Source organism: Conexibacter stalactiti (genome assembly GCF_033542075.1).
GTDB classification, from domain to species: domain Bacteria; phylum Actinomycetota; class Thermoleophilia; order Solirubrobacterales; family Solirubrobacteraceae; genus Conexibacter; species Conexibacter stalactiti.
Window position 1 is genome coordinate 1 of record NZ_JAWSTH010000008.1, and the last position, 23,335, is coordinate 23,335.

The following is a 23,335-nucleotide window of genomic DNA, read 5'->3' on the forward strand; positions in this document are numbered from 1 at the left end:
GAACAGCTCGATCTCGCTGCGACCGGCGGCCGTGCCCGCCGCGTCGGCGACCGCCGCGCGCAGCGCCGCCTGCCCGTCGTCGGCGACCGCGAGCGCGGCGCGCAGCCCGTCGAGCGCGAGCGCGTCCTTGACGGCGCGCGCGTCGAGCAGCGTGCCGGAGAGGTCGGCGGTCGCGACCGTCGGCGCGAGCAGCCCGCGCGCCAGCGGCGAGTCGACCGCGACGCGGCGCGGTCCGTCGAGCGCCTCGGCGAGCAGCGCCGCGGCATGCTCGGCGCCGCGCAGCGGGCCGCTCGTGAAGCCCTCGTACGGCAGCGCGACGACCTCGGCCGGGAGCGTCTCGGGCAGGTCCTCGGCGGCGGCGATCAGGCGCACCGCGCCGTCGCCGAGCAGCGCCAGCGGCGGCGGCGCGAACGGGCTCGGCCCGCTCTCCAGCTCGGTCGCGACGCCGGTCAGCCAGTGGACGTTGGCGGGGTCGGCGCACAGCAGCAGCTCGGCGTACGTCGCGCGCGTCAGCTCCAGCGCCTGCGCGTGGCGGTCGGCGAGGCTCATGGCAGCAGCGACGCCGTCGGGATGCGGCGCTCCATCAGGCAGGGACGGAAGACCTCGGCGTACGGCGCCACCAGCCGCGCGCCGGTGGCGCGGTCGGCGTCGCGCGCGAGGTCGGCGTAGTCGACGCCGCGCAGCTCGCGCATCACCGCCATCTGGCTGGCGTGCAGGCGCACGATCCGCGCCTTCTCGTCGGCGACCTGCTCGTCGAACGTGACGAAGTGGGTGCCGTCGAAGCCGTGGCCGGGACCGGGGTCGGTGTGGAAGATCGCCGGCGAGGCCGCCAGCGCGGGCGTCGCCGTGCCGACCGAGGCGATCGCCGCCAGCAGCGCCGCGTGGCAGGTCAGCCGCGCGGTCACGACGTGATCCTCGTTGTAGTCCGCGAGGTTGTGCGTGAAGACCAGCTCCGGAGCGGTCACGCGCAGCGCCTCGATCAGCGCCAGCCGCACGGCGGGACCGTCGAGCAGGAAGCCGTCGGGCTCGCCGAGACAGACGTAGGAGGCGTCGAGCGCGGCGGCGACCGCGCGCATCTCGACGTCACGCTCGGCGGCGACCTCCGCGTGCGGCTTCGACGGGTCCCACGAGGCACCCTTGTCGCCGTTGGTGACGGCGATCAGCGAGATCCGCGCGCCGCGCTCGCGGCGCAGCCGCAGGAGCGTGCCGAGGCACTCCTTCTCGTCGTCCTGGTGGGCGAAGACGCAGGTGACGTTCACGACGTTCCTCCCGGCAGCTCGGTCATCGCCAGCGACATCCCGCCGTCGACGCGCAGCGTGGTCCCGGTCACGTACTCGGCGCCGGGCGAGGCGAGGAAGGCGACCGCGGCAGCGACGTCCTCGGCGCGGCCGAGGCGCCCCCACGGATGCGCCGCGGCGGCCGCGGCGAGCCGCTCCTCGCTGTGGAAGCGGCGCTCTCCCGGCGTCTCGATCCAGCCGGGCTCGACGACGTTGACGGCGATGCGATGCGGCAGCAGGTCGCGCGCCAGCGAGCGCGCGAGCGCGAGCAGCGCAGCCTCGGCCGTGTTGTAGGCGGCGGTGCCGGGGAAGGCGAGCGTCGCGTGCAGTGAGCCGATCAGCACGATCCGGCCGGGCTTGCCGGCGTCGATCAGCTGCCGCGCCGCCGGCTGCGCGAGCGCGAGCGCGGCGCCGGCGGTGCCGTCGACGCCGGCGCGCAGGTCGAGCGGCGACAGCTCCAGCGCGCCACCGTGCTGCTCGTGCGAGACCGTCCCGACGGCGACGTCGAGCGCGCGCCCGGCGGCTGCGCGCGCATGCTCCACGGCGTCCGCGACCTGCGCCGGATCGCTCGCGTCGGCGACGATCGGCTCGACGCGCGCGGCCGGCTCCGCGACGGCCAGCCGCGCGACGGCGGCGTCGAGCGCGGCGCCGTCGCGGTCGATCAGCGCGAGGTCGTGACCGGCGGCCGCGAGCGCGACGGCGATCGCGCCGCCGATCCCGCCGCCCCCACCGGTCACGACTGCCAGCGGCCGGCTCATGCGACGCGGAAGCGGTCGACGACGGCGGGATCGACCTCGACCCCGAGACCGGGGCCGGTGGGCACGCGGACGCGGCCGTCGACGAGGTCGAGGTCGAGCTGGGCGAGCTGCTGCACGAGCGGCGCGGTCGAGGCGTTGACCTCGACGAACGGCTCCTCCGGCAGCCAGGCGGCGGCGTGAAGCGTCGCCGCCGTCAGCAGGTGCGAGGTCCACGCGTGCGGGACGACGAGCGCGCCGCGCAGACGGGCCAGCTCGACGATCCGCTGCAGCGCGCTGAAGCCGCCGCAGCGGCCGAGGTCGGGCTGCACGACCGAGATGCCGTCCTCGCGCAGCAGCTCCTCGTACTCGGAGATGCCGCCGAGCTGCTCGCCGCTGGCGATCCGCAGGCGCGTCGAGCGGCCGAGCCGGGTCAACTCGTCCGGGCGGTCGGCCGGGCGCGGCTCCTCGATCCAGAACGGGTTCAGCTCCTCCAGCGTGCGCACGTGCGCGCGGGCGGCGGCGAAGTCGCCGGCGATGTGGCCGTCGACCATCAGCTTCACGTCGGGACCGGCCTCCTCGCGCGCGGCGGCAAGCAGCTCGTGGTCACGGCGCGCGTCCGTGCCGAACGGCCCCCAGCCGAACTTGATCGCGCGGAAGCCGCGGTCGAGGTAGGCGCGCGTCGCCTCGCGCATCTGCTCGGGCGTCTCGCGGAAGAGCGTGCTGGCGTAGGCGCGCACGCTGTCGCGGCGGGCGCCGCCGAGCAGCACGTGGAGCGGCTGACCGGCGCCGCGCCCGGCGAGGTCCCACAGCGCGACGTCGATGCCGCTGATCGCGTGCAGCGCCGGGCCGCGGCGGCCGTGGTACCAGCTCGCCTCGTACATCCGCTCCCAGGCGGTGTGGCGGTCCCAGGCGCTCAAGCCGACGATGGCGTCGCGCAGGCCGGAGCAGAAGTTGGGGATGTGCGGATGGGCGTCGACGATCGCCTTGACGATCCACGGGTGCGAGTCGACGTCGGCCCAGCCGACGAGGCCCTCTTCGCTCGTGACCTTCACGACGCAGGAGTGGCGCGGGCCCGACAGCTCGCCGCCGGGCGTCGGCTGGCCGTACTCGATCCCGCCGTCGAGGATCAGCACCTCGACGTCGGCGATCACGAGGCTGTCGCGGGCCGGCAGCGGCGCCGGCGGGGTCAGGATCGTCACGCCGCCAGCTCCAGCCCGAGCAGCTCGAGCGTCGGGCGCGCGAGGATCCCCTCGATCACGGCGTCGGGGACGCGCGGCAGCGCGGTGCCCTCGGTGAAGCGGTTGACGGCGCGCAGCCCGGCGATCGAGGCGTCGAGCTGCGCGAACGGCCAGTCGGTGCCGAACAGCAGCTTGTCGGCGACGCCGTACTCGACGGCGCTGAGCAGCGCGTTGTAGAGCTGCCACGGCCGCGGGTGCAGCGCCGAGACGTCGGCGTAGACGTTGGGGTGCTTGCGCACGACGACGAGCGCGTCGTCGATCCACGGGTGGCCCATGTGCGCGATCACGATCTTCAGGCGCGGGAAGCGGATCGCGACCTGGTCGATCTGCAGCGGCAGCGCCCAGCGCAGCTCGGCCTCGCGCACGAACGTCGTGCCCTGGTGCCAGAGGATCGGCAGGCCGAGATCCTCGGCCGCCTCGCAGACGGCGAGCGCCGCCGGCGAGAGCGGGTCGAAGCCCTGGTAGGTCGGCGCCAGCTTGAGCCCGCGCAGCCCCATCTCGACGCCGCGGCGCAGCTGCGCGACGGCGACGGGGTCGTTGGCGTCGACGCTCGCGAAGCCGACGAGCTTCTCGGGATGCTGCGCGACGTAGTCGGCGACGTACTCGTTCGGCACGTCGAAGCCGATCCGCGGCGCGGCGAAGGCGAGCACGATCGCGGCGTCGACCGGCGCGACCGCCTCCCAGTGCTCCTCCAGCGAGCGGGCCGGGTTGGCCTGCGGGCCCCACGCGCGCACCATGTCGTCGATGAAGGCGCCGCTGAAGTGGCGCCGCTCGCCGACGTGCGTGTGGCAGTCGACCATCAGGCCGTGATCCCGTTGGCGAGGCGTACCTGGGCGGCGTCGCGGCCGAGCTCCCACGCCTGCTTGAGCTGCTGCGCGCGCTCCGGCGCGACCGACTGCAGGGGCGGCATCAGCTCGCCGCTGTCGAAGATCCCGACCTCCGCCAGCAGCGCCTTCGTCGTCGCGATCTCGTCGCCGATCCCGAAGGCGTGGATGAACGGCGCCAGCTCGGTCGAGAGCACCTGCAGGCCGCCGTCGAGGTCGCCGCCGCGGACCTTCTCCCAGACGGTCGCGAACGACTCCGGCAGGACCGCCGGGGCGATCACCATCGCGCCGTCGACGCCGGCCGCGAGGAACTGCGAGAGGATCGGGTCGTCGCCGGCCAGCACGCTGAGGCCGGCGTCGCGCCAGACGGCGATCTTCGAGAGGTCGTGGTCGGTCAGCTTGACCGAGCGCAGCCGCTCCAGCTCGCGCGACCAGCCGACGACCCAGTCGGCCTGCAACGGCGTCTTGGTCGTGAAGGGGTTGTCGTAGAGGACGAGGTCGATCTCGATCGCGGCGTCGACCGCCGCGAGGTGGGCGAGGATCCCGTCGGGCGAGTTGGCGAAGTAGAACGGCGAGCAGCAGAGCACGCCGCGCGCGCCGTGCTCCTGCGCGTGCAGCGCGAGATCGGCGGCGGCGACGGCGCTCGTGTGCGAGACGCCGACGACGACGGTCTTGTCGGCGGGCGTCATGGCGAGCGCCTGCTCGACGATCTGCTTGCGATGCGCGTCCGGCATCGACGGCGCCTCGCCCGTGCTGCCCATCAGCGTGAAGCCGTCGACCCACGGGAGCATGTGGTCGAGCAGGCGCTGGAAGCTGACGTGGTCGAAGACGCCATCCCGGAACGGAGTCGGGATGACGGGCAGGACTCCACTAATGGGCACGGTGCTCCTTGACTGGATTCGAGAATTCGCTCGACACATCTCTCTCGCTTGATTCGATATTTCGAATCACGATTCGAAATAAGGATATACGCGCTCACGGTGACAACGCAAGTGACTTTTTGGCACGCGGACGCCAAGCGCCCGAGTCATGCCCGCGAACGGGCATGCGCCACCGGCCGCGAGCGGCGGTCGTCACGGCGATGCGTGGAGGCGATGCGTGAGGCGCCGCGTCAGGCCGGCAGCGCGGAGGCCGGGCGATAGCCCAGCTCGGCGGAGATCGCGCGTGCCGCGTCGAGCACCGCGGGCACGGCCGGCGGGTCGCCGCCGGGCAGCAGGTCGCGCGAGAAGCCGGTCAGCCCGACGCTGGCGACGACCGTGCCGTCGGCGCCGAAGACGGGCGCCGCGATGCAGCCGACCCCGTCGATCTCCTCGCTGTCCTCGACGGCGTAGCCGTGCGCGTGCGTCTCGCTCAGCAGCCCCTCGATCGGCGGCGAGAGCGCGGCCGTCAGCGTCCGCTGCTCGGCCTCCGGCAGCCACGCCGCGATCGCGCGGCCGAGCGCGGTGATGTGGAACGGGCTGAGCTTGCCCGGGAAGGTGTTGAACTGGATGAACGACGGCGCCGCCGCCTTCTCCAGGTACATCACGTCGGTGCCGACGAGCACGCCGAGGTGGGCCGGCACGTCGAACGCCGCCGACAGCTCGCGCAGATACGGCATCGCGATGTCGCGGATGCCGAAGCGCGAGACGACGGCGGAGCCGAGGTGGAACAGCGCCAGCGTCGGCTCCCAGTACTGCGTGCGGCCCTCCGAGCGGCGCGACACGTAGCCGGCCTCCTGGAGCGTGTGCATGATCGCGTGGCAGCTGGCCGTCGGGATCCCGGTGCGGGCGACGATGTCGCTCAGCATCAGCGGCTCGCGCTCGTGCACGAGCAGCTCGAGGACGCTCAGCGCACGTTTGACGGCCGGCACCGGAGGCATGCGGCAAGCATACGACCCGTGCGCCGGCCGCCGCCGCGCGTACCGCTCAGGCGAAGCGACGCTTGGCCTTCGCCACGCAGCGCGCGCGGGCCTTGCCTCTGGTCGTGCGCTTGCAGGTCGCGATCGCCGCCGCGCGCTTGACCTGCGTGACGCAGCGGCTGCGCTTGCGCGCGTTCTTGATCTTCTTGCACGAGGCGACGGACGGCTCCTTCGACGTCGCCGGGGTTCTGGTCACGGGCGGCTTGGTCCCCGTTCTCGTGCCGGGCGCGGGTCTCGTGCCAGGCGCGGGTCTCGTGCCGGGCGTCGGTGCCGGAGCCGGGCTGGGCGCAGGACCTGGGCTGGGCGCGGGGCTCGGGCGAGGACCGGGGTTGACGGCCGCCGGCCCCCAGTCGGGCTGCGATCCGCCGGGGATCACGACCGTCCCCGAGCTGGCGCCCGGACAACCCGGGTCCAGGCTCGGCAGCGGCAGCACCTCGACGCCGTCCTTGTGCGCGAACGCGATCCTCGTGCCGTCGGGCGACCAGCTGGGCCCGTCGAGGGTCGGCTCGGTGCCGGTGTCGCAGGCGTAGGTCGGCGGGCCGGACGGCGTGCCGCTGAGGACGTTCTGCGTGACCTTGTGGAACATCAGGTGCGTCGAGTCGCCGTAGCCGCGGATCAGCGCGAGGCGATCGCCCTGGCGCGACAGCTCGCCGTCGCCGAGGTCGGTGGAGGGATCGAAGATGTCCATGTCGTCGAACCAGTGGACGTCGTCGTCGACACCGCCTCCGGGCGAGTCGTAGTTGACCTGGCTCAGAAAGCCGCCGAACACCAGCACACGGCTGTTGGAGACCCACGACGGCGAGTTGCGGAACAGCTTCCCGTAGGTCGCCTCCGGGGTCGCCGTCGCGGCGCTGGAGTAGAGCGTCACGTAGCGCGCGCCGCAGCTGGCGCCCGGCGGGCAGTTGTACTGGTAGTAGCTGTACGCGACGGTGGCGCCGTCGGGCGAGACCGCGACGTCGACGGGCACGCCGCCGATCGGCTGGCCGGCCGAGTCGGTCGTGTCCGGCGGATCGAAGCTCGACAGCAGCTCGCCGTTCTGCTTCAGCCGCACGATCTCGGTGCCCTTGCGCGCGATGATCGTGCCATCGTCGGCCTGCGACGGCGAGCCGTACGCCCAGTCCGCGGTGCCGTCGGTCGTCACCTGGTACTGGCCCGAGCCATCCGGGTTGGCCAGCCACAGGTTGTGACCCTTCACGTAGGCGATGCTGTCCGCCTGGGCGGCCGCCGGGGCCGCCAGGCACGCGGCCGCCAAGGCGGTCGCCACGATCGTGGTGCGCGTCATCGGTTCCTCCTCAGGGGCGCCCCGGAGCGAGGAGCGCGTCGTACGGTCTGCCGCAGCATCGAGCCGCGGCCGCGCGCGCACATCGTGGGTTCCCCCGACATCACCCCCCTGAATTTCTGATCTAGGGGATCTCGGGGGTCCCGAACCTCTGACCGTCGATCCCTGAGCCGACGCCGCTCGCGCCGGGGACGGCGAGCGGCTCAGCCGGTCAGGCGCGACTCGAGCTCGGCCAGGTTCGCGCGGATGCGAGCGACGGGCCGCGCGGTCGGATCCTCGGCCGCGAACGCGCGCCCGTGCGGCGTGTCGAGGAAGGCGAGCGCGGCGCGCAGCGAGGCGCCCAGGTCGTAGCCCGTCTCGAGCCACACGGCGTTGCCGTACCGGTCGAGACGCACGAGCGGACTGGAGCCGAGAAAGAACGCGCCCGACGCGTAGGTGCGGATGCGGTTGATGCGGCCGGCGCCGAACTGCACGTGCTGCATCGCGCGCAGCGTGTCGCCGGCGTAGTCGATGTCGAGCACGATGCTGCCGGAGTCGCTCTCAGGGTCGTAGGCGACGTGCGGCACGTCGACGCCCGAGATGATCTCGAACCACCACGCGTTGTTGTACTCGATGAAGAACTCCAACGGCATGCGGTCGTCGTCGCTGAGCGTCGTCTGCAGATAGCCGTCGTCGTCGAAGCCGTCGCGATCGAACTGCTTGGCGCGGTACATGTCGGCGAACGCCCGCATGAGGGCGATCCGGTCGGTCGGGTCAGCTGGCATCGCGCGACAGTAGCGGCCGTCGCGGACGCCGGGATGGCGGGCACGCGCCAGCTGCTCAGGAGGTCAGCCAGCGGGCGATGTAGAGCCGGCGGCCGGCGGATCCGGCCGCGACCACGCTGCCGCTGGTGCTGGCCGCGACGGCGTTCAGTCCCACGCCCCGTGGGGAGATGATGCGGACGCGGCCGCCCGGCCCGAAGGCCGGGTCGTACGCGCCGCTGCCGGTGATCCGCGCCAGTGTGGAGCCGACGCCGACGGTCAGCCCGTTGCCGGGCGCGGGGACCGCGCCGCAGGTCGTGTCGCTGGCGCCGCTCGGGCCCGCGACCGACGAGCGGCCGCCGGTGCCGAACGACGGGTCGAGCGCCCCGGCAGGTGTCAGCCGGATCGAGAGCACTGCGCCCGCGCCGCCTCTCGAGCCGTTGCCGGACACGGTGAGGCGACCCTGCGCGTCGCGCAGCAGCGTGCACGGGAACCACTGCTGGAAGCCGCTCGGCTGCTTGGGGAAGGCGATCTCGGTGTGGCCGGCCGTCCCGAACCCGGTCTGCGGCTGGCCCGCCGAGGTGAGGGCGAAGAGGCCCGCGCTGCCGTGCCCGTCGCCGCCGATGTAATCGAGGTGGCCCGCCGCGACGATGCCGCCGCCGGGCGTCGTCACGAGCCCGGACACCCCGGCGCTCGAGGCCATCATCGGGTTCCAGAAGACCGACTGCGCACGGCCCGCGCTCCCGAAGGAACGGTCCAGCGCGCCGTCGCGGGTGAGGCGCGCGACGACCATCGGACGACCGTTGACGTTTGCGTTCGAGCCGCCCAGCAGGACCCGGCCGGCGCTGTCCAGCGCGATCGTCTGCGCGATGCCGCCGGCCGACACGGTGGCGTAGCCGCGGCCGGCGCCGAAGCTGCGGTCGAGCTGGCCGCCGGCGGTGAGGCGCAGCGCGAGCATCGATCCCTGCCCGTAGCCGCCGCCGACCAGGAGGCGGCCGGTCTGCGGCTCGACGGCGAGCGACGTGCCGATGAACGGCCCGTCTCTCGCGGGCAACGACGAGCGGAAGATCCCGTCGGTGCCGAAGCTCGGGTCGAGTCTGCCGCCGGCCAGATAGCGCGCGACGAGCACCTGCCCGTCGCCGGATCTGGTGATCGCCTGGCCGGCGACGACGGTCCGCGCGCCCGTGGCCGCCGCCGCGTAGGCGACCGCCGAGTAGCCGGGGATCGAGGTCGTCACGTAGCCCCTGCCCGCGCCGAAGCTCGGATCGGGGCGGGCGGCCCCGGACGCGACGGCGGGGAAGGCGGCCAGGGCCGCGGCGGCGGCGGCGATCAGTACAGGAAGGCGCGTGGAGGGCATGGTCGGGTCGATCGGTCGGTGAATCGGCGGGAGAGGACGGACTCTACGGGCCACGCGCACCCCGGCTCCCCGAGAACGAGAAACGCCCCCGCGACGCGGGGCTTCCCGTGCAGCGCGCTCCGCGCGGGTTTCACCACTCCAGGTCACGTCCGCATTATGATCTAAAAAACTGACTGATACGGAAGGGATCCGCAATGCGCCCCGTCATCCGCGTCGTCGCCCTGGCGACGGCCGTGCTCGCGCTGAGCGCCGTCTCCGCAGGTGCGTGCACGACGACCGTCTCCACGCCTACCGCCATCACGAACGCGAGCGTCAACGCGAGAGCGGGCGACACCGTCTGCATCGCGACGGGAACGTACGCGAGCATCCTGATCGGCGGGCCGCACGCCGGCACCATATATATGGCGCCCGCATCCGGGGCCTCGGTCTCGATCGGACATCTCGAGATCTCGCAGACGGCGACGAACTTCGACCTGAGCGGCTTCACGATCACCAGCCTGCTCGAGTTCGACGACGACGGCGCCGAGGACGTCCGCGTCTCCGACATGGACGTCAACCGCGTCCTGATCCGTGGTGGCGTGTCTGACGTGGTGCTCGAGCGGAACGTGTTCCGTGGCGATGACGGGAACGCGGTGGCGATCGCAGGAGGCGGACGACGGACTCCACCGAGGTGCGGCGGGTCAAGATCCACCGCAACCTCTTCGACAGCCCCTACACCGACGGGGTCTACTCGGCGTATCACGAAGACCTGGAGATCACCCAGAACGAGTTCACAGGGCTGCACGAGATCGGCAACCACTCGGACGTCTACCAGAGCACGTGGGGCGGATCGGGCCTCCTCTTCTCCCAGAACTACGTGCACGACCTCGACGGCCAGGGCGTCTTCATCAAGGACGGGACGGTCACCGACGCGGAGATAACGGACAACCTGCTCGTCCGTGACTCCGCAGGCGCACCGATCGCGCTCGTGGAGGTCGACGGCGCGCTCATCGCCCGCAACACGGTGTGGGGCAACGGGGACGGCGTGACGCTTCTCGGTCAGAGCCTTGCCGACCTGACCGTCACCGGCAACGTGTTCGAGTACTTCGTGCCGATAGACGACGACGGCGTACCGGACGGCGACGCCTCGAACACGTGGTGGGACACCGTCAGAAGACAGCAGATCGCGGCGCGCATCGCCGAGGACTGCAACGTGCTCGGCGGCGGTTGGTCCTGGAGCCAGTCGGGACGCTTCGGGCCCAACGACGAGATCTACACGCCCGACGACGGCGACAGAGTCGCGGAACCCGGCGAGCGCCAGTACTGGGCCAACGCCAACTTCCCGCAGCCGTCACTGATCGGCGGTGACGACTGGCGGGTCGGCACGGAGCTCTGCGACGACGGCGTCGGCGTGACTTGGAAGCCCGGGGATTGGCCGGTAGGGCGTCCGTAGCGACGCAAGAACGAGGGGCACGGTAACCGCTCACCGCCGGCACGCCCTGCGGGCCACGAGGGCGGAGGGCCGCGTCCGGCGCCGCCGCAAGCTACCTCCGGCACAGCGCCGCCGCGCGGGCCCCCAGGGGCGGAGTCGCTCCCCGAGGGCCCGTCGTGTCGTCCTGTCCGCTGCTGCGCGGCGGCCCGCCGCTGCCTACCGCGTGACGCGCAACTGGACTCTCTGCGTCACCGTCTCGCCGCCGACCCGCATGCGGACCGTGACGACGTGCGTGCCGACGCGGGCGGTGCGGCCGACCGTCAGGCGCAGGCGGATCGTGCGCGACTCGCCGGCGCGGAGTCGTCCCAGCTTGACCGCGCGGACGCGGGCCTTGAGTGCCTTCGGTGCCGACGCGGTCAGCGTCGAGCCGGCGAACGCGGCGGCGGTGCCGTTGCTGACGCGCAGCGACACGGTCGCGGTGCGGCCGCGGCGGACTCTCGTCGCGGCGGAGCCGGCGGCGCTCAGCGAGAACGTGCCGTCCCTGCCCGGCGCGCCGGCGTCGCCCTTCGGACCGACGGGGCCGAGCGGGCCGAGGGGTCCGAGCGGGCCTGCGGGACCGACAGGGCCGTCGGCGCCGTCTCTGCCCCCGGCGCCGGCGTCGCCTCTGTCGCCTCTCGCGCCGTCCTCACCGGAGGGGCCGGTCGGGAGCGCGGTGCTGGTGCCCGACAGCGACACCGACAGCCTGCCGCTCGCCGTGTTCGTCTTCACGACCAGCGTCGCGTGCGAGGCGGCGTTCTCCCGCGCCGGTGAGAAGCGCACGCCGACCTTGCACGAGTCGCCCGGCAGCAGCACCTCGTCGCTGCACTCGTTGCGGCTGACGAGGAAGTCGTCGGCCGACTCGCCGTCATCGTCGGCCGCTGCCACTCGACCGATCCGCAGCTTGCCCGAGCCGCTGTTGGTGACGGTGACGATTCTCGACGCGCCGGTCGTCTGCGCCGCCTGCTCGGGGAACGCGATCGAAGCCGCGCTCGCCGCGGCGAGCGTGCCGACCGCGCCGCTCAGCTCGACCAGGTCGGTGCGCGACTTGCGCCGCCAGTCGTTTTCATCGTCCTTGTTCTCGATGCCTGTGCCGTACAGCTCTACGTAGCCCTGGTCCATGATCAGGCGGACCGACTGGCCGGGGGCGAGTCGCGCCGGGAGCTCGCCGATGCCCTCCCAGGCGCCGGCGTTGTCGGCGTGCTCGGGCTCGGAGTCGGGCAGGACCTGCGTCGTGAGCCGCACCGGGGCGAGCTGCGGGTCGCCGTCCCACGACCACAGCGCCTGCCCGGTCGCGGCGGGCGGCGGGCCGGCCGTGGCGGAGAGGATCAGATACTCGCCGGCGGCGTTCTTGCGGATCTCGCGGATGCTGTGACCGTCGAGGTCGAGCAGGATCGGGTCGCCGAACTCCGCCTTCGTCGCCGTCCCGTTCGTCAGCTCCTCGACGTTCTCCAGCGGCACGATCAGCGCTCTGCCACCCGACTCCGGCGGCACGACCGGCGAGCGGAAGCCGAGGTAGAGCGCGCTGCCGTCGGGCGAGAACTCGGCGCCCTCGATGTTGAAGCCGTTGAGGCGGTCCGCCGGGATCTTGCCGTTACCGGCGGCGGCGAGCCCCAGCTCGCCGTGGTGCTCGGTGAGATCCCACTCCGCCAGATCGGTGCGCAGGTCCTGGTACGGCGTGCCGACCGGCGCGATGCGCGCGTTGGCACCGCTGCCGGTCAGTCTCGTCTGGTAGATGCGGTGACGGCTCTCCTGATATTCGCCGTCCTTCTTGTTGCCGTGCGAGCCGAGCCAGAAGATCGCGTCGCCCTTGCGCGCCGCGGACTCGAAGTCGATCTCGTGGTCCGACGGACCGGGGCTGAAGGTCGCGAGCTCGCGGCCCGAGACGCGCGCGTCCTGGAGCCGGATCGAGGCGCGCTCGTCGTCGGCGATCAGCAGGTGGCCGTCGCCGACCGCGATCGCGGTCGAGGCGTCCGACGTACCCACCAGCACGCGGCTGGTCGGCGTCGTCGCGCGCGACACCTCGTAGAGGAACGACACCTGCTCGGTCTTGCCCGACGGGCCGGTGACCGTCACGGTGACGCGCAGCGGGGGCGTGACGCCGACGCCGACGCTGCTCGGCTCCCCCGTCTCCTTCTTGGGCCGCAGCACGATCCAGCGGTTGGCGTCGCTGCCGCCGAGCTCGATGTCGTCGGGGCCGAGCACCGTCGCCGGGTCGCGGTTCGGATCGTTCTCGGCATTCTCCGCGGTCACGCTGAGTCTCAGCTGCGACGGGTCGATCAGCTGCCCGTCAGCGCCCAACTGGGCGACGTGGAACGGCACTCTCGTGCCGTCCGGGTCGAGCGCCACACCCGACCGTCCGAAGACGAGCGTGGACGCGGTCGATGAAGCGCCGTCCCGGGCCTGGCCGCCATCGGGCGTTCCGATCACCGGCTTCTCCGCCTCGCCGTTGGTGACGACCGGCGTCGGGGCCGACGTCCCCTGCCCGCCCGTGTCCGCGCACGACACCCGCACCGAGAGTCTGTGTCCGAGATCGCGCGGCCAGACCGTGTAGGTCGGCTCGGTCGGCAGGTTGCCCCCGTCATATGGGAAGTTCGAGTCCAGATAGCGTGTGTGCGGGTTGGCGACGATCTCCGCGCCGTCGCGCAGCCACTGGTACCTCAGGCTCTCCGGCGCGCACGCGGGCTCGTCGGGCTCGGCGCCGACCGTGCCGGGAGCGGTCACCTCGAGCGTCGACCAGACCTCGCTGGTCCCGGTCACCGTCGGCGGCGTGCCGTCGACGGGATCGACCGGCGGATCCGAGAAGTTCACGGTCCAGCGCGTCTGCAGCCCCGGGAGGTCCGGAGCCGTCGACATCAGCTCGACGCTCGTGGCGCTCTCGTCGGTCAGCGTGACCCGACGCGTCGCGGGGTCGTAGCTGCCCGCGGTCGCCGGCTCGACCCTCAGCGGATCGACGATCGCGGCGCTCTGTCTCAGCGCCGGCAGCACGACGCCGCCGGGCGTGTAGGCCCCCACGTAGAGCTGCTGGCCGTCCGTCTGATATGAGGCGGGCGGGCGGCTCCAGCTGTCCAACGGCGTGAAGTCGGTGATCCGATTGCGGTTCAGCAGCAGCCCTTCGTCCGGGTTCGCCCAGTCGACCAGTCTGCTGCTCCCGAGCATCGCCAGCGACGAGACGTCGGCGATGCGGTTGTTCGTGAGGTCGAGCGTCGCGATCTTCGCGGGATCGACCTTGCCGACGATCGGCGCCGGGTTGACGATCCGGTTCCGGGTCACGTTCAGCGTCGTCAGGTTCGGCAGCTGCGGGAGCCGGCTGGCGTCGCTGATCGCGTTGTTGGGCAGGCTCAGCGAGGTGAGGTTCGTCAGCGTGGCCAGCGGCGCCGGGTTGGTCACGCCGTTGCCCTGCACCAGGAGGGTGGTCAGGCTCGTCAGCCCCGCCAGCGGTCTCAGGTTGCGCGCCTTGCCGCTCTGCAGCGTCAGCTCGGTGAGGTTCGTCAGCCCCGCCAGCGGTGCGAGGCTCGTGAAGGTGCTGGCCTGTCTCGTGGAGGCTCCCGCGATCGTGATCCCCTGCGCGTTCGTCAGCGCCTCGAGGCCGGTCAGATCGGCGAACGGCCCGGTCAAGGAGTACGTGCTGGTCAGGCTCGCCGCCTCGCCGACGGTGATGTCCTGCGTCGCCGTCCGACCCGAGCCGAGTCTCGAGTTGAGCCGCGCCTTGAGGTTGGCGTCGGGGATGTTGACGACGTCGGTGTCGGCGGCGTGGGCCGTGAGCGGCGCGAGCGGCAGCTGCGCCGGCGCGAGCGTCAGCCCGCCGGTCAGCGCAAGTGCCACGGTGACACCAGCGAACGCCGCGCGGCACCCCTGCCGCGACGAGGATCGAAGGGACATGAGACTCCTGGAAATGGGGGAAGTGGACGCGCGCCGCCCCGCGGCCGACGCCCATAACCACGCCATCGTGTACGCAGTCGTCTCTCAAGTCGTTACTTTGCTGTGACGATGCTGTGTCAACTCTTTGCGCAAGTAACGAGTCGTTCACGACGAACGCCGCCGGGGCGCAAAGACCCCGGCGGCATCCGCAATTGACACGGTGAAGCAAGCGATCCCTCAGCCGCTCACCTCAACGATGAGCTTCAGACGTCGCTCTCAGTTGGCGGCGTTGTACGACGGGGTGGCGTCGACGATCCAGTCGCCCAGACCGGCCGACTGGCGGGCGAACGACCCGACCGCGTGCTCGCTCCACTCGTGGTGGTCGACCGGGATCGAGGTCCCGACCGTGGCCCCGGCGCGGAAGAGGCGGACCGCGTCGTTGCCGTCGAAGCCGAAGCCGCCCGTGGCGGTTCTGAGCACGAACGTTCTGCCGGCCGCGAGCAGCGTGCTGGCCGGGATCGTGTACGTGTTGGTGTTGGTGCTGTCGGCGATGATCGCGCCGCTGATGTCGATCGTGCTGCCGGAGGTGTTGAGCAGCTCGACCCAGTCGCCGTTGACGGCGTCACCGGTGGTGACGACCTCGTTGAGCACGACGTAGGAGATGTCGGGCGTCACCGTGGAGGTGAAGTCGTTCGCCGCCGCGTAGGTGCTCTTGTTGGTGGCTCTGAACACGCCGCTGCCGTCAAGCCCGTAGGTCTGCAGCGCGTGCGTGCCCCACAGCTCGTCGGAGACGACCGCCGCTCTGGCCAGGTCGACGGCGTCGGCTCTGAAGAGGCGAGCCGCGTCGGAGTCGCCCAGGCCGAACTGCGCGCTGCCGAGGGCCGGGTCGTCGACGCGGAAGGCCGCGACCGCTCCGGCGGCGAGGTCCGGGGTGGCGGCGGGGATCCGGAAGACGTTGCTGTTGTTGCTGTCGGACAGGATCGCGTCGTCCAGGGTCACGCTGCTCCCGGTCGTGTTCTTGAGCTCGATCCAGTCGCCGTTTCTGTCGTCGCCGTGGCTCTCGACCTCGTTGATGACCACGCCGGTCAGGTCGGGGGCCGTGATCGCTCTGAACTGATTGACCGCGGCGAACGTGCTGACCGTCGTCTGGACCCAGCTGCCGGCGCCGGCGACGTTGCGTCCATAGGTGACGGTCGCGTGCGCGGACCACGAGTACTGGTCGACGACCGTTCTGAGCGTGATGTCGTTGGGGGCGTAGAGTCTCACGGCGTCGGAGGAGCCGAGACCGAAGTTGCCCGTGACGAGCGGGTCGTCGAGGCGGAAGGCGACGTAGCCGCCCGCGGGCAGGTTCGGCGTCGTGGCCGGGACGACGAACTGATGCGCCGGGTCGCTGTCGGTGATGATCGCGCCGTCGATGTTGATCGCCGAGCCGGTCGTGTTGTACAGCTCGACCCAGTCGCCGTTCGTGGCGTCGCCGTTGGACTCGACCTCGTTGAGTCTGACGCCGGTGATGTTGCCGACCGGCGGGAGGCCGAAGTCGTTGGCGTCGCCGAACGTGCCCGCCGCGGTGGTCGAGAACGTGCTCGAACCCTCCGGTCTGGCGCCGTAGGTGGTCGCCGCGTGAGCCGTCCACGAGTAGGTGTCGGTCGGCGAGACCGCGCTGAGGTCGACGGTGTTGGCCGGGAACAGCCGCGCGGAGTCGGCGGCGCCGAGGCCGAAGTTGCCCGAGACGGCCGGGTCGTCGACGCGGAAGGCGGCCCACTCGTTGACACCCAGGTAGGTTCTGGCCGGGATGACGAAGCGGTGGCTGTTGTCGCTGTCGGACAGGATCACGCCCGAGAGGTCGACCTCGTCGTTGATGGCGAGACCGGTGTTGTAGAGCTCGATCCAGTCGCCGTTGACGGCGTCGCCGTTGGACTCGACCTCGTTGATCTCGACGTCGGTCAGGTTGGTGGTGACCGCCGAGGCCGGCGCGACCCCGAAGGCGAGGGCGGTGCAGGCGGCAGCCGCGCCGACGACCGCGCCACGGCGAATCCGCGCGACTCGGTCACGAGGCAATTCGAACTTCATCATGCGTCCCCTAACGATTGATGATGCTGACTATTTAACTGTGCGCCGTGCCGAACCGCGACTCACTCCGCGGCGCAACACGACGTCGCGCCTCTCGGCGCTCCCCCGTCGTCTGGTGGCCCGGACTTCGGTGGAAGGCCGCTGGCTCGATGAAGCTAACCGCACGTCGCCGGGGCAGGTTGTGAATTCGCCGTGAATCCGCAGTGAAGCGCGATCGAACAACCGGCCAGTCGATCACGGTCTGTTAACACCGCATGGCCCGCGCCCCGAGTGGCCCGCGACGTGCTGACGTCGATGTGAACGCCGGGCCGGCGCGTCGCGGTTTCGCGTCGCAGCGCGCCCGAGAGGATTCGAACCTCTGACCTTCGGTTGTATCGACGTCGCCGGAGCCGGGAGACGGTGGTCAGCCGACGCGGAAGCTGACGGCCTTGGCGGCGCTGCGGTTGCCGGCGACGTCGGCCGCGCGGATCGTCATGCGGTAGCGGCCCGGGGGCAGCGGCTTGCCGCGGAAGCGACCGCTGACGGCGAGGCGGGCAGCGCCCGGCAGGACTGCGGCGGGTGAGGGTGCCGAGGATCGCCGAGCGGCCCGATCTCGTGATCGTCACCGTGACCGTCTCCGGCTCGCTGAGCCGGTAGCGCAGGACCGTGGCGCGGGGGAGGCGCGCGGGGCGGGCCGCGACGCGGAAACGTGCGGGCGTGAGGCTGAGCTTGCTGAGGGTCGGCGCCTGGCGGTCGCCAGCCGGGGTCAGCGGCGTCGGCTGCGGGCTCTGGCTCACCGCTCATCGTGCGATGCGCCGGAGCTTGCGCGAAAGGGACCTGGGTCCCTTCTTTGCTCGGACCCCTCGCCGCCACCCTGCTCGGTCTCGCCGCGCCGGCCGCCGCGACTGAACCGCAGGGACCGGCACCGGACCTGCCGGCCGCGATCAGGGCCGGTGATGGACCAGCCGCGATACAGAGACGCGACCCACCGTCGGCCGACTTCAGAAGCGTTTCAACCTCTCAGAGGATGAGGCCATGGCGGTCGGCCTTGAGGCGGTTCGCGAAGCTCGCGCGGGCTCTGACGGCTGGCCGCGATCCGCTCGACCGTTCCGGCGTCGTCGTCGATGTCCGGCTCGCCCCACGCAGCACCGTTCGCACCAAGGAAGCGGACCATCAGCAGGAATGAGACGCGCTTGTTGCCGTCCGGCAGCGGGTGATTCTGCGCGAGATGCGTGATCCGCCCCGCAGCCTGCTCGATCAAGCCCGGGTAGGCGTCCGACCCGCCGAACGAGGCGGCGAATCGCCGACACGCGGGTCGTCGGCCAGTTTGGCCCCCAGGAGCCGCACGTCCTCGTCGTCGGGGCCGTTTGGTACTCCCTGCTGGTACTCCCTCACCCGGGCGGGCTGCGCAAGGACCCGCGCCAAACCACCGCGTGAACGAGAAAAGCCCCGCTTTCGCAGGGCTTTTCGTCCGATACGCGCCCGAGAGGATTCGAACCTCTGACCTTCGGTTCCGTAGACCGACGCTCTATCCAGCTGAGCTACGGGCGCAAGCGGGACGCGGAATGATAGCCGGCCGGCGACGGACGTGACGGCCGGCCGGTCAGCGCGGCGCCGCGCGGTCGCGCCGGCGCGACCGGTGCGGTTCCCATCCGTCCAAGACGCCGCGCGGGCTGGCGGGTAGAACCGGGTCGATGAGCGAACGAGCGATCATCCTCCCGCCGGGCGCCGGGCGCGCGTACGAGATCGGCCCGATGCGCGGGGTCTTCAAGGCCGACGGGCCGGAGAGCGGCGACCGCTACTGCGTCTCGGAGTGGTCGGTCGCACCCCACGGCAGCGGGCCCGGAGCGCATCTGCACGAGCACAACGAGGAGCTGTTCCTCGTCACGGAGGGCACGATGGCGTTCCGCGTCGGCGACGAGTGGATCGACGCGCCGTGCGGCACCTTCCTGCGGATCCCAGCCGGCATGCTGCACGACTTCGAGAACCGCACCGCCGAGCCGGCGACGGCCTTCAACGTCTTCATCCCCGGCGGCTTCGAGGCGTCGTTCGCGGAGTGGGCCGGCGGCTGAACCGCGCCGCGCGGGAACGCCGAAAGCTCCGCTCTCGCGGGGCCTTCGACTGGACGGACAGGGAGGGATTCGAACCCTCGATGGAGCTCTAAACCCCATACTCCCTTAGCAGGGGAGCGCCTTCAGCCGCTCGGCCACCTGTCCCGGTGAGGAGTCGTGAGTCTAGAGGCTTCGGCGCCGCGATGCATGTTGTGTCGAACCGCCGGGTCGGACGACCGCTTCGCGCCCGTCCATTAGCATCGGTCCTGCCGCGTCCCGGAGGGGTGGCGGAGCGGTTGAACGCACTGGTCTTGAAAACCAGCAAGGGTGCAAGCCCTTCGAGGGTTCGAATCCCTCCCCCTCCGTCACCCGCAGACGTACGTGCGCTCAGCCGAAGGCGACTCTCCCGGAGTCGCCTTCGCGCGCTCGATCGCGTAGTCGCGACCGCTCCCGCGTTGAACCGTAAACTCACGCAATGGCGACAGCACAAGCGGGGGCGTGGCGCGAGAGCGCGCTGTGGGGGGAGCTGACGGAGCGCGCGAGGGGTGGTTCGGACGCCGCCGCGCACGTCATGAGATCGATCGATCCGCTGTTGACGGAGCTCGACCTCATCCTGTCCTCGGCGGGCACCGGCGACCCGAACTTCACGCTCCATGACGATCTTCACTCGTTCCGCGTCGCGTCGTGGGGCGCTGACCTTCTCGGGTCGCAAGTCAAGGAGGTCAGCGCCTTCGACCTCGGCTTCACGCTTGCCGCCGCCTATGCCCATGACGTTGGGATGACGCCGGCGCTCGGTCGCATCCAAGCGCACTACGACGCGCTCTTGGCCGTCGGCATGGAAGCGCTGCCGGCCACGGACGCACTGCACTTCCAACGTTGGCTCGACGACGAGCGCGACGGGCTCGTGCCGCCGCTGGCCGAAGGACGGCCGAGCATCAACCAACTGCGCGAGGCACGACTCGCCGTTGCGCACTACTCACGGTCACGACACAACGACTGGAGCGAGGAGTGGGTCCGGGACTGGGCCGCGCGCAACAATGCCTCGGCATCGCTCTACCCCGGCTGGATCGACCATCTCGTGCGCATCTGCCGAAGCCACCACGAGGGCTACGAGCGCCTGAGCAGCCCCGACTTCGACCCGCAGCTGGTCGGAAGCCCCGCCGAGGTCCTCCACCTGCGCCATTGCGCCGTGCTCCTGCGTGTCGCCGACATCCTCGACATGGATCCGGGACGCACGCCCGACGTGATCTTCCGCCACCGCTCCGTCGACAGAACGAGCGAGATCTTCTGGCGCCGCGACCATGCGATCACGGTCGTGCTCGAGGACTACGGCTTCGTGGTCGTCGCACGGCCCGGCGACGCACCGACGCACAAAGCCGTGCTCGATGTTGTCGCCGCGATCGATTCGGAGCTCCGTCTCTGCCGCCGGCTGGCTGACGAGAAGCGCCTGTCCGTTGCCCCGAACCTGAGACGCGAGCTGCCGAACCATTGGCCGTTCGAGTCGCACGTGCGCGCGACGATCGATTCGCTCGACGACAGCTACGAGTACATCGACGGCACGTTCCGCCCCGACGTCGGGCGCGTGCTGCGCTTGCTCGGCGGCACCGAGCTGTACGGGAACGAGTGGGCCGCGCTCCGCGAGATGCTGCAGAACGCGTTCGACGCCGTCAACGAGTCGATGGCTCGGGAGCGGCTCGGCTGGCCCGATGCCCACGATCCCGATGGTGTCACCCATCTGCGGCGACGCCATCTCGTCCGCGTCGAGCTGAGTGTCGACGACGACGGCGGCGCGACGCTGACGTGCAGTGACACCGGCGTCGGGATGACCAAGGAGCGCATCCTGCAACGCTTCCTCGTCAGCGGCTCGGGGAAGCGGCACGACGACCGCGACCTCGAGCGGCGCTGCGAGGCGGCCGGATTCTCGCTCGAACGGACGGCGCGCTTCGGGATCGGCGTGCTCTCCTACTTCATGCTCGGCGACTCCCTGTCGGTGGAGAGCAGACGTGCGTCCCACGCCGAGGACCACGATGGGATCACCTGGAGATTCACGACCGGCGGCCCTGACACGTTCGGCGAGCTCCGCCGCGGCACTGATCACCGCCACGGCACGGTCGTCGCGGTTCCCCTGGGCGCGCACCTGCACGGCTCGCTCGACGAGTTGGCCGCCGAGCTGCGCGCCTACGTCGAGCGAACGGTCCTCCGCGTGCCATGCACGTTCGAGTGTTCGTTCCCGGACGGAACGAGCGAGGCGCTGCGCTGGGATCCGGGATGGGCGCCGCCTCCGGCGGACGCCGGCGACAGCACGGCGTTCGGTGCCGACTGGCTGTCCGGCAACCTGCCCGTCTCGCCGGACGTCTCACGACGAGATCAGATCGCGCGGGAACGTGCGCGTGAGGAGTATTGGAGAAGACTCAGGTGGCTCGTCGAAGACGGTGAGCTGCCTGATCGTCTCGGCTACTACCGGGTGCTGGTCCCGTGGTACGAGACGCCCCACGGACCGTCGTTGATGAACCTCGTCGACGTCGACGGCGATGGCGCGGCCAAGGCGGTCGTCCCGCCGTCGAAGACCTGGTTCAGCTGGTTTGGGATGCAGGTGGACGCGATCGACGACGATGCCGACGACGATGCCCCTCAGCTGCTCGACCTCATGCCCGGCGACCTTCAGACAGGCGGACTGCTCTCACTCGACCTCACCTCCGACGAGGTCGCGAGCCCAACGGTGAGCCGGGAGAGCATCGCCTTCACCGAGCGGTCGGAAGCCGTCTTCGAGTTCGTGCGCCAGCGGCTGGAGAGCCTCCGCGAGGCGTTTGCCGTCGAGCATGCTGCCGCGGAGATCGCACAGCTCAACTTCGCGCTCGCCGAGCTCGATCCGGGGGATCACACGCCGCCCTGGTGGTGGTTCGTGCACGCCGACGAAGGCGAAGGGCAACGGTGGAGCCCGGTCACCTTCCCGGCGACGACGTTCCCGGCGGAACCGAGCGACCTCTTCGGCGGACGCGGCGACGGTTTGACGCTGAGCTCGCGCGCGGTGACCGCGCTGGCACCGCTGTCGGTCACGGCGCACCGGCGCGCCTCGATATCCAACAGCGAGTTCGGACTCGCGTTCCCACCAGACGCGGTCTTCGCGGTGGTCGACGAGGACAAGGTCATCGGCGCGCTGCCGGTATGGGTTCGCGAACCGCTGCCCGGCGCCGAGCCGTATCGGGACTGGTTCTACCCGGAATGGCGGGAGGTCGCGGCCATACGGTTCGCCGAGACGACGTACCTCAACACGACGCATCCGACGATCAGGCTGCTGAACAGGTCAGATCACGACGAGCTCCACGCAGCGGTGAACCCCGTCGTCCTCCTGGAGCAACCGGAGGCCGTCACGCGCTCCGCCGCGCATGTCGTCGCCGCCTGGATCTTCATGCGAGACGATGCCGACGAGATCTGGACGGCGTTCGGCGAGGCGTACCCGGAGCTGACCGAAGAAGCGCACCGGTTGCTCGTGGACGCCGGAATCGAAGCTGGCACCGTCTCGATTCTCTCCTCGTTCGTCACCGGCGACGACGGGAGGACAAGCTCGCTCACCACGTTCCGCCCCGGGGGCTGCACGACCGAGCCTGCCGACGTCCTGCCCGTTCCCGCTGGCGAGGTCGTCGAACTGACGCGCAACGGCGCGCATCCGGCCGCACGGGGCGACCGGCCCACGTAACGCGCCGTCCTTCCACATCGCGGCACGCGCGGTCGCTTCTCACGGCGCTGAGCCGAGCGCCGCGCGCCGCCACTCGCCCGCCGCCCGCCGGGAGCCGTCCGGGCGACCGTTCACCATCCGCCGCATGAGCTGGCACATGCGCCGCCTTGCCGCGTTCGACATCGAGACGACCGGCGTCGATCCGCAGAGCGACCGCATCGTGACGGCAGCGGTCAGCCTCGTCGGCGACGGCCGCCCGACCGAGAGCCACAACTGGATCGTCGATCCCGGCGTCGAGATCCCCGCGGGAGCGACCGCCGTGCACGGGATCACGACCGAGCGGGCACGGGCCGAAGGTGTCGCGAGCGCCGAGGCGGTCCACGAGATCACCGCGCTGCTCGCCGACCAGCTGCTGCAGGGCACGCCCGTGATCGCCTTCAACGCCCGCTTCGACCTGACGACGCTCGACCGCGAGGCGCGCCGCTACGGAATCGTGCCGCTGATCGAGCGCGTCGGCGCCGACCGCATGCTGGTCGTCGACCCGTTCGTGCTCGACAAGCAGTTCGACCGCTTCCGGCGCGGGAAGCGCACGCTCGGCGCCGTCTGCGAGCACTACCGCGTGCGGCTCGACGCCGCCCACGACGCGAACGCCGACGCGGTCGCCGCCGCGCGCGTCGCCTGGCGGCTGGCACAGGCGATCGAGGAGTTGCGCGAGACCGAGCTGGCGCTGCTGCACGCTCAGCAGATCGTGTGGGCCGCCGAGCAGGCCGCCTCGCTGGAGCTGTACTTCCAGGAGCAGGGCCGGCAGGAGCAGGTCGAGCGCGAGTGGCCGGTCGTCTCTCACGCGCCGCTGCCGCTCACGCAGCAGCAGCTCGCCGCCTGAGCGGACGCGCGCGAGGAGC

General features: G+C 71.4%; 18 protein-coding genes and 3 tRNA genes. 5 read left to right on the plus strand and 16 right to left on the minus strand.

From position 1 onward, the window contains the following. From R7226_RS05040 to R7226_RS05090, 11 genes are all read right to left on the minus strand, one after another. A partial coding sequence (locus R7226_RS05040) for a hypothetical protein (protein ID WP_318595948.1) occupies nucleotides 1-549 on the minus strand: 549 nt, incomplete at its 3' end. Next, complete coding sequence (locus tag R7226_RS05045; RefSeq protein WP_318595949.1) at nucleotides 546-1,259, minus strand: PIG-L deacetylase family protein; 714 nt, start codon at nucleotides 1,257-1,259, stop codon at nucleotides 546-548. The genes R7226_RS05045 and R7226_RS05040, both read right to left, overlap by 4 nt. After that, on the minus strand, nucleotides 1,256-2,035 hold the full coding sequence (locus tag R7226_RS05050; RefSeq protein WP_318595950.1) for an SDR family NAD(P)-dependent oxidoreductase: 780 nt from the start codon (nucleotides 2,033-2,035) through the stop codon (nucleotides 1,256-1,258). The genes R7226_RS05045 and R7226_RS05050 overlap by 4 nt, the downstream gene beginning before the upstream one ends. Continuing rightward, on the minus strand, nucleotides 2,032-3,213 hold the full coding sequence (locus tag R7226_RS05055; protein WP_318595951.1) for a mandelate racemase/muconate lactonizing enzyme family protein: 1,182 nt from the start codon (nucleotides 3,211-3,213) through the stop codon (nucleotides 2,032-2,034). The genes R7226_RS05050 and R7226_RS05055 overlap by 4 nt, the downstream gene beginning before the upstream one ends. Further along, nucleotides 3,210-4,052 carry an amidohydrolase family protein gene (locus tag R7226_RS05060; protein ID WP_318595952.1) on the minus strand — a complete coding sequence of 281 codons (843 nt, stop codon included), beginning with the start codon at nucleotides 4,050-4,052 and terminating at the stop codon, nucleotides 3,210-3,212. Before R7226_RS05060 ends, R7226_RS05055 begins: the two co-directional genes overlap by 4 nt. Further along, nucleotides 4,052-4,957 carry a dihydrodipicolinate synthase family protein gene (locus R7226_RS05065; protein WP_318595953.1) on the minus strand — a complete coding sequence of 302 codons (906 nt, stop codon included), beginning with the start codon at nucleotides 4,955-4,957 and terminating at the stop codon, nucleotides 4,052-4,054. Before R7226_RS05065 ends, R7226_RS05060 begins: the two co-directional genes overlap by 1 nt. Before the next feature lie 230 nt (nucleotides 4,958-5,187). Then, complete coding sequence (locus tag R7226_RS05070) at nucleotides 5,188-5,934, minus strand: IclR family transcriptional regulator (protein ID WP_318595954.1); 747 nt, start codon at nucleotides 5,932-5,934, stop codon at nucleotides 5,188-5,190. Nucleotides 5,935-5,980: 46 nt separating this feature from the next. Beyond that, the gene (locus R7226_RS05075) at nucleotides 5,981-7,255 is read right to left on the minus strand and encodes a hypothetical protein (protein ID WP_318595955.1); all 1,275 of its coding nucleotides are present in this window, start codon (nucleotides 7,253-7,255) and stop codon (nucleotides 5,981-5,983) included. A gap of 200 nt (nucleotides 7,256-7,455) precedes the next feature. After that, a complete protein-coding gene (locus tag R7226_RS05080; RefSeq protein WP_318595956.1) occupies nucleotides 7,456-8,016 on the minus strand; it encodes a hypothetical protein in 561 nt (186 codons plus the stop codon). A 55-nt stretch (nucleotides 8,017-8,071) separates the two neighbouring features. Next, nucleotides 8,072-9,349, minus strand: coding sequence for an NHL repeat-containing protein (locus R7226_RS05085; RefSeq protein ID WP_318595957.1), 1,278 nt, complete (start codon nucleotides 9,347-9,349; stop codon nucleotides 8,072-8,074). Nucleotides 9,350-9,503: 154 nt separating this feature from the next. Continuing rightward, entirely contained in the window at nucleotides 9,504-9,896 is a 393-nt protein-coding gene (locus R7226_RS05090) for a hypothetical protein (RefSeq protein WP_318595958.1), read from the minus strand. Between the two features lie 123 nt (nucleotides 9,897-10,019). On the opposite strand from R7226_RS05090, the gene R7226_RS05095 reads away from it, so the two are divergent. Next, nucleotides 10,020-10,781: a right-handed parallel beta-helix repeat-containing protein gene (locus tag R7226_RS05095; protein ID WP_318595959.1), complete on the plus strand. Its 762-nt coding sequence runs from the start codon at nucleotides 10,020-10,022 to the stop codon at nucleotides 10,779-10,781. A 195-nt stretch (nucleotides 10,782-10,976) separates the two neighbouring features. Here R7226_RS05095 and R7226_RS05100 read toward each other — a convergent pair whose 3' ends face one another. From R7226_RS05100 to R7226_RS05115, 4 genes are all read right to left on the minus strand, one after another. After that, nucleotides 10,977-14,621 carry a DUF3616 domain-containing protein gene (locus tag R7226_RS05100; protein WP_318595960.1) on the minus strand — a complete coding sequence of 1,215 codons (3,645 nt, stop codon included), beginning with the start codon at nucleotides 14,619-14,621 and terminating at the stop codon, nucleotides 10,977-10,979. 312 nt (nucleotides 14,622-14,933) lie between these two features. Further along, nucleotides 14,934-16,727, minus strand: coding sequence for a lamin tail domain-containing protein (locus R7226_RS05105; RefSeq protein ID WP_318595961.1), 1,794 nt, complete (start codon nucleotides 16,725-16,727; stop codon nucleotides 14,934-14,936). Nucleotides 16,728-17,718: 991 nt separating this feature from the next. Beyond that, nucleotides 17,719-18,198, minus strand: a complete 480-nt coding sequence (locus tag R7226_RS05110; protein ID WP_318596046.1) for a Fic family protein — start codon at nucleotides 18,196-18,198, stop codon at nucleotides 17,719-17,721. Further along, nucleotides 18,184-18,257, minus strand: a tRNA-Arg gene (locus R7226_RS05115). Before R7226_RS05115 ends, R7226_RS05110 begins: the two co-directional genes overlap by 15 nt. 143 nt (nucleotides 18,258-18,400) lie before the next feature. On the opposite strand from R7226_RS05115, the gene R7226_RS05120 reads away from it, so the two are divergent. After that, on the plus strand, nucleotides 18,401-18,778 hold the full coding sequence (locus R7226_RS05120; protein WP_318595962.1) for a cupin domain-containing protein: 378 nt from the start codon (nucleotides 18,401-18,403) through the stop codon (nucleotides 18,776-18,778). Between the two features lie 54 nt (nucleotides 18,779-18,832). On the opposite strand, the gene R7226_RS05125 is transcribed toward R7226_RS05120, so the two are convergent. Next, nucleotides 18,833-18,922, minus strand: a tRNA-Ser gene (locus R7226_RS05125). A gap of 113 nt (nucleotides 18,923-19,035) precedes the next feature. Between R7226_RS05125 and R7226_RS05130 the strand changes: the two genes are divergently transcribed. The 3 genes from R7226_RS05130 to R7226_RS05140 all read left to right on the plus strand — a co-directional run bounded on the left by R7226_RS05130 (nucleotide 19,036) and on the right by R7226_RS05140 (nucleotide 23,316). Then, nucleotides 19,036-19,122, plus strand: a tRNA-Ser gene (locus R7226_RS05130). A gap of 227 nt (nucleotides 19,123-19,349) precedes the next feature. Beyond that, nucleotides 19,350-22,454: an HD domain-containing protein gene (locus R7226_RS05135; protein ID WP_318595963.1), complete on the plus strand. Its 3,105-nt coding sequence runs from the start codon at nucleotides 19,350-19,352 to the stop codon at nucleotides 22,452-22,454. Nucleotides 22,455-22,578: 124 nt separating this feature from the next. Further along, nucleotides 22,579-23,316 carry an exonuclease domain-containing protein gene (locus tag R7226_RS05140; protein WP_318595964.1) on the plus strand — a complete coding sequence of 246 codons (738 nt, stop codon included), beginning with the start codon at nucleotides 22,579-22,581 and terminating at the stop codon, nucleotides 23,314-23,316. Nucleotides 23,317-23,335: the final 19 nt, after the last annotated feature.

Excerpts from the sequence above, each read along its gene's own strand:
- R7226_RS05050 (WP_318595950.1), bottom strand. The coding sequence starts at position 2,035 with ATGAGCCGGCCGCTGGCAGTCGTGACCGGTGGGGGCGGCGGGATCGGC.
- R7226_RS05060 (WP_318595952.1), bottom strand. The coding sequence starts at position 4,052 with ATGGTCGACTGCCACACGCACGTCGGCGAGCGGCGCCACTTCAGCGGC.
- R7226_RS05070 (WP_318595954.1), bottom strand. The coding sequence starts at position 5,934 with ATGCCTCCGGTGCCGGCCGTCAAACGTGCGCTGAGCGTCCTCGAGCTG.
- R7226_RS05075 (WP_318595955.1), bottom strand. The coding sequence starts at position 7,255 with ATGACGCGCACCACGATCGTGGCGACCGCCTTGGCGGCCGCGTGCCTG.
- R7226_RS05080 (WP_318595956.1), bottom strand. The coding sequence starts at position 8,016 with ATGCCAGCTGACCCGACCGACCGGATCGCCCTCATGCGGGCGTTCGCC.
- R7226_RS05085 (WP_318595957.1), bottom strand. The coding sequence starts at position 9,349 with ATGCCCTCCACGCGCCTTCCTGTACTGATCGCCGCCGCCGCCGCGGCC.
- R7226_RS05090 (WP_318595958.1), bottom strand. The coding sequence starts at position 9,896 with ATGTCGGAGACGCGGACGTCCTCGGCGCCGTCGTCGTCGAACTCGAGC.
- R7226_RS05105 (WP_318595961.1), bottom strand. The coding sequence starts at position 16,727 with ATGAAGTTCGAATTGCCTCGTGACCGAGTCGCGCGGATTCGCCGTGGC.
- R7226_RS05120 (WP_318595962.1), top strand. The coding sequence starts at position 18,401 with ATGAGCGAACGAGCGATCATCCTCCCGCCGGGCGCCGGGCGCGCGTAC.
- R7226_RS05140 (WP_318595964.1), top strand. The coding sequence starts at position 22,579 with ATGAGCTGGCACATGCGCCGCCTTGCCGCGTTCGACATCGAGACGACC.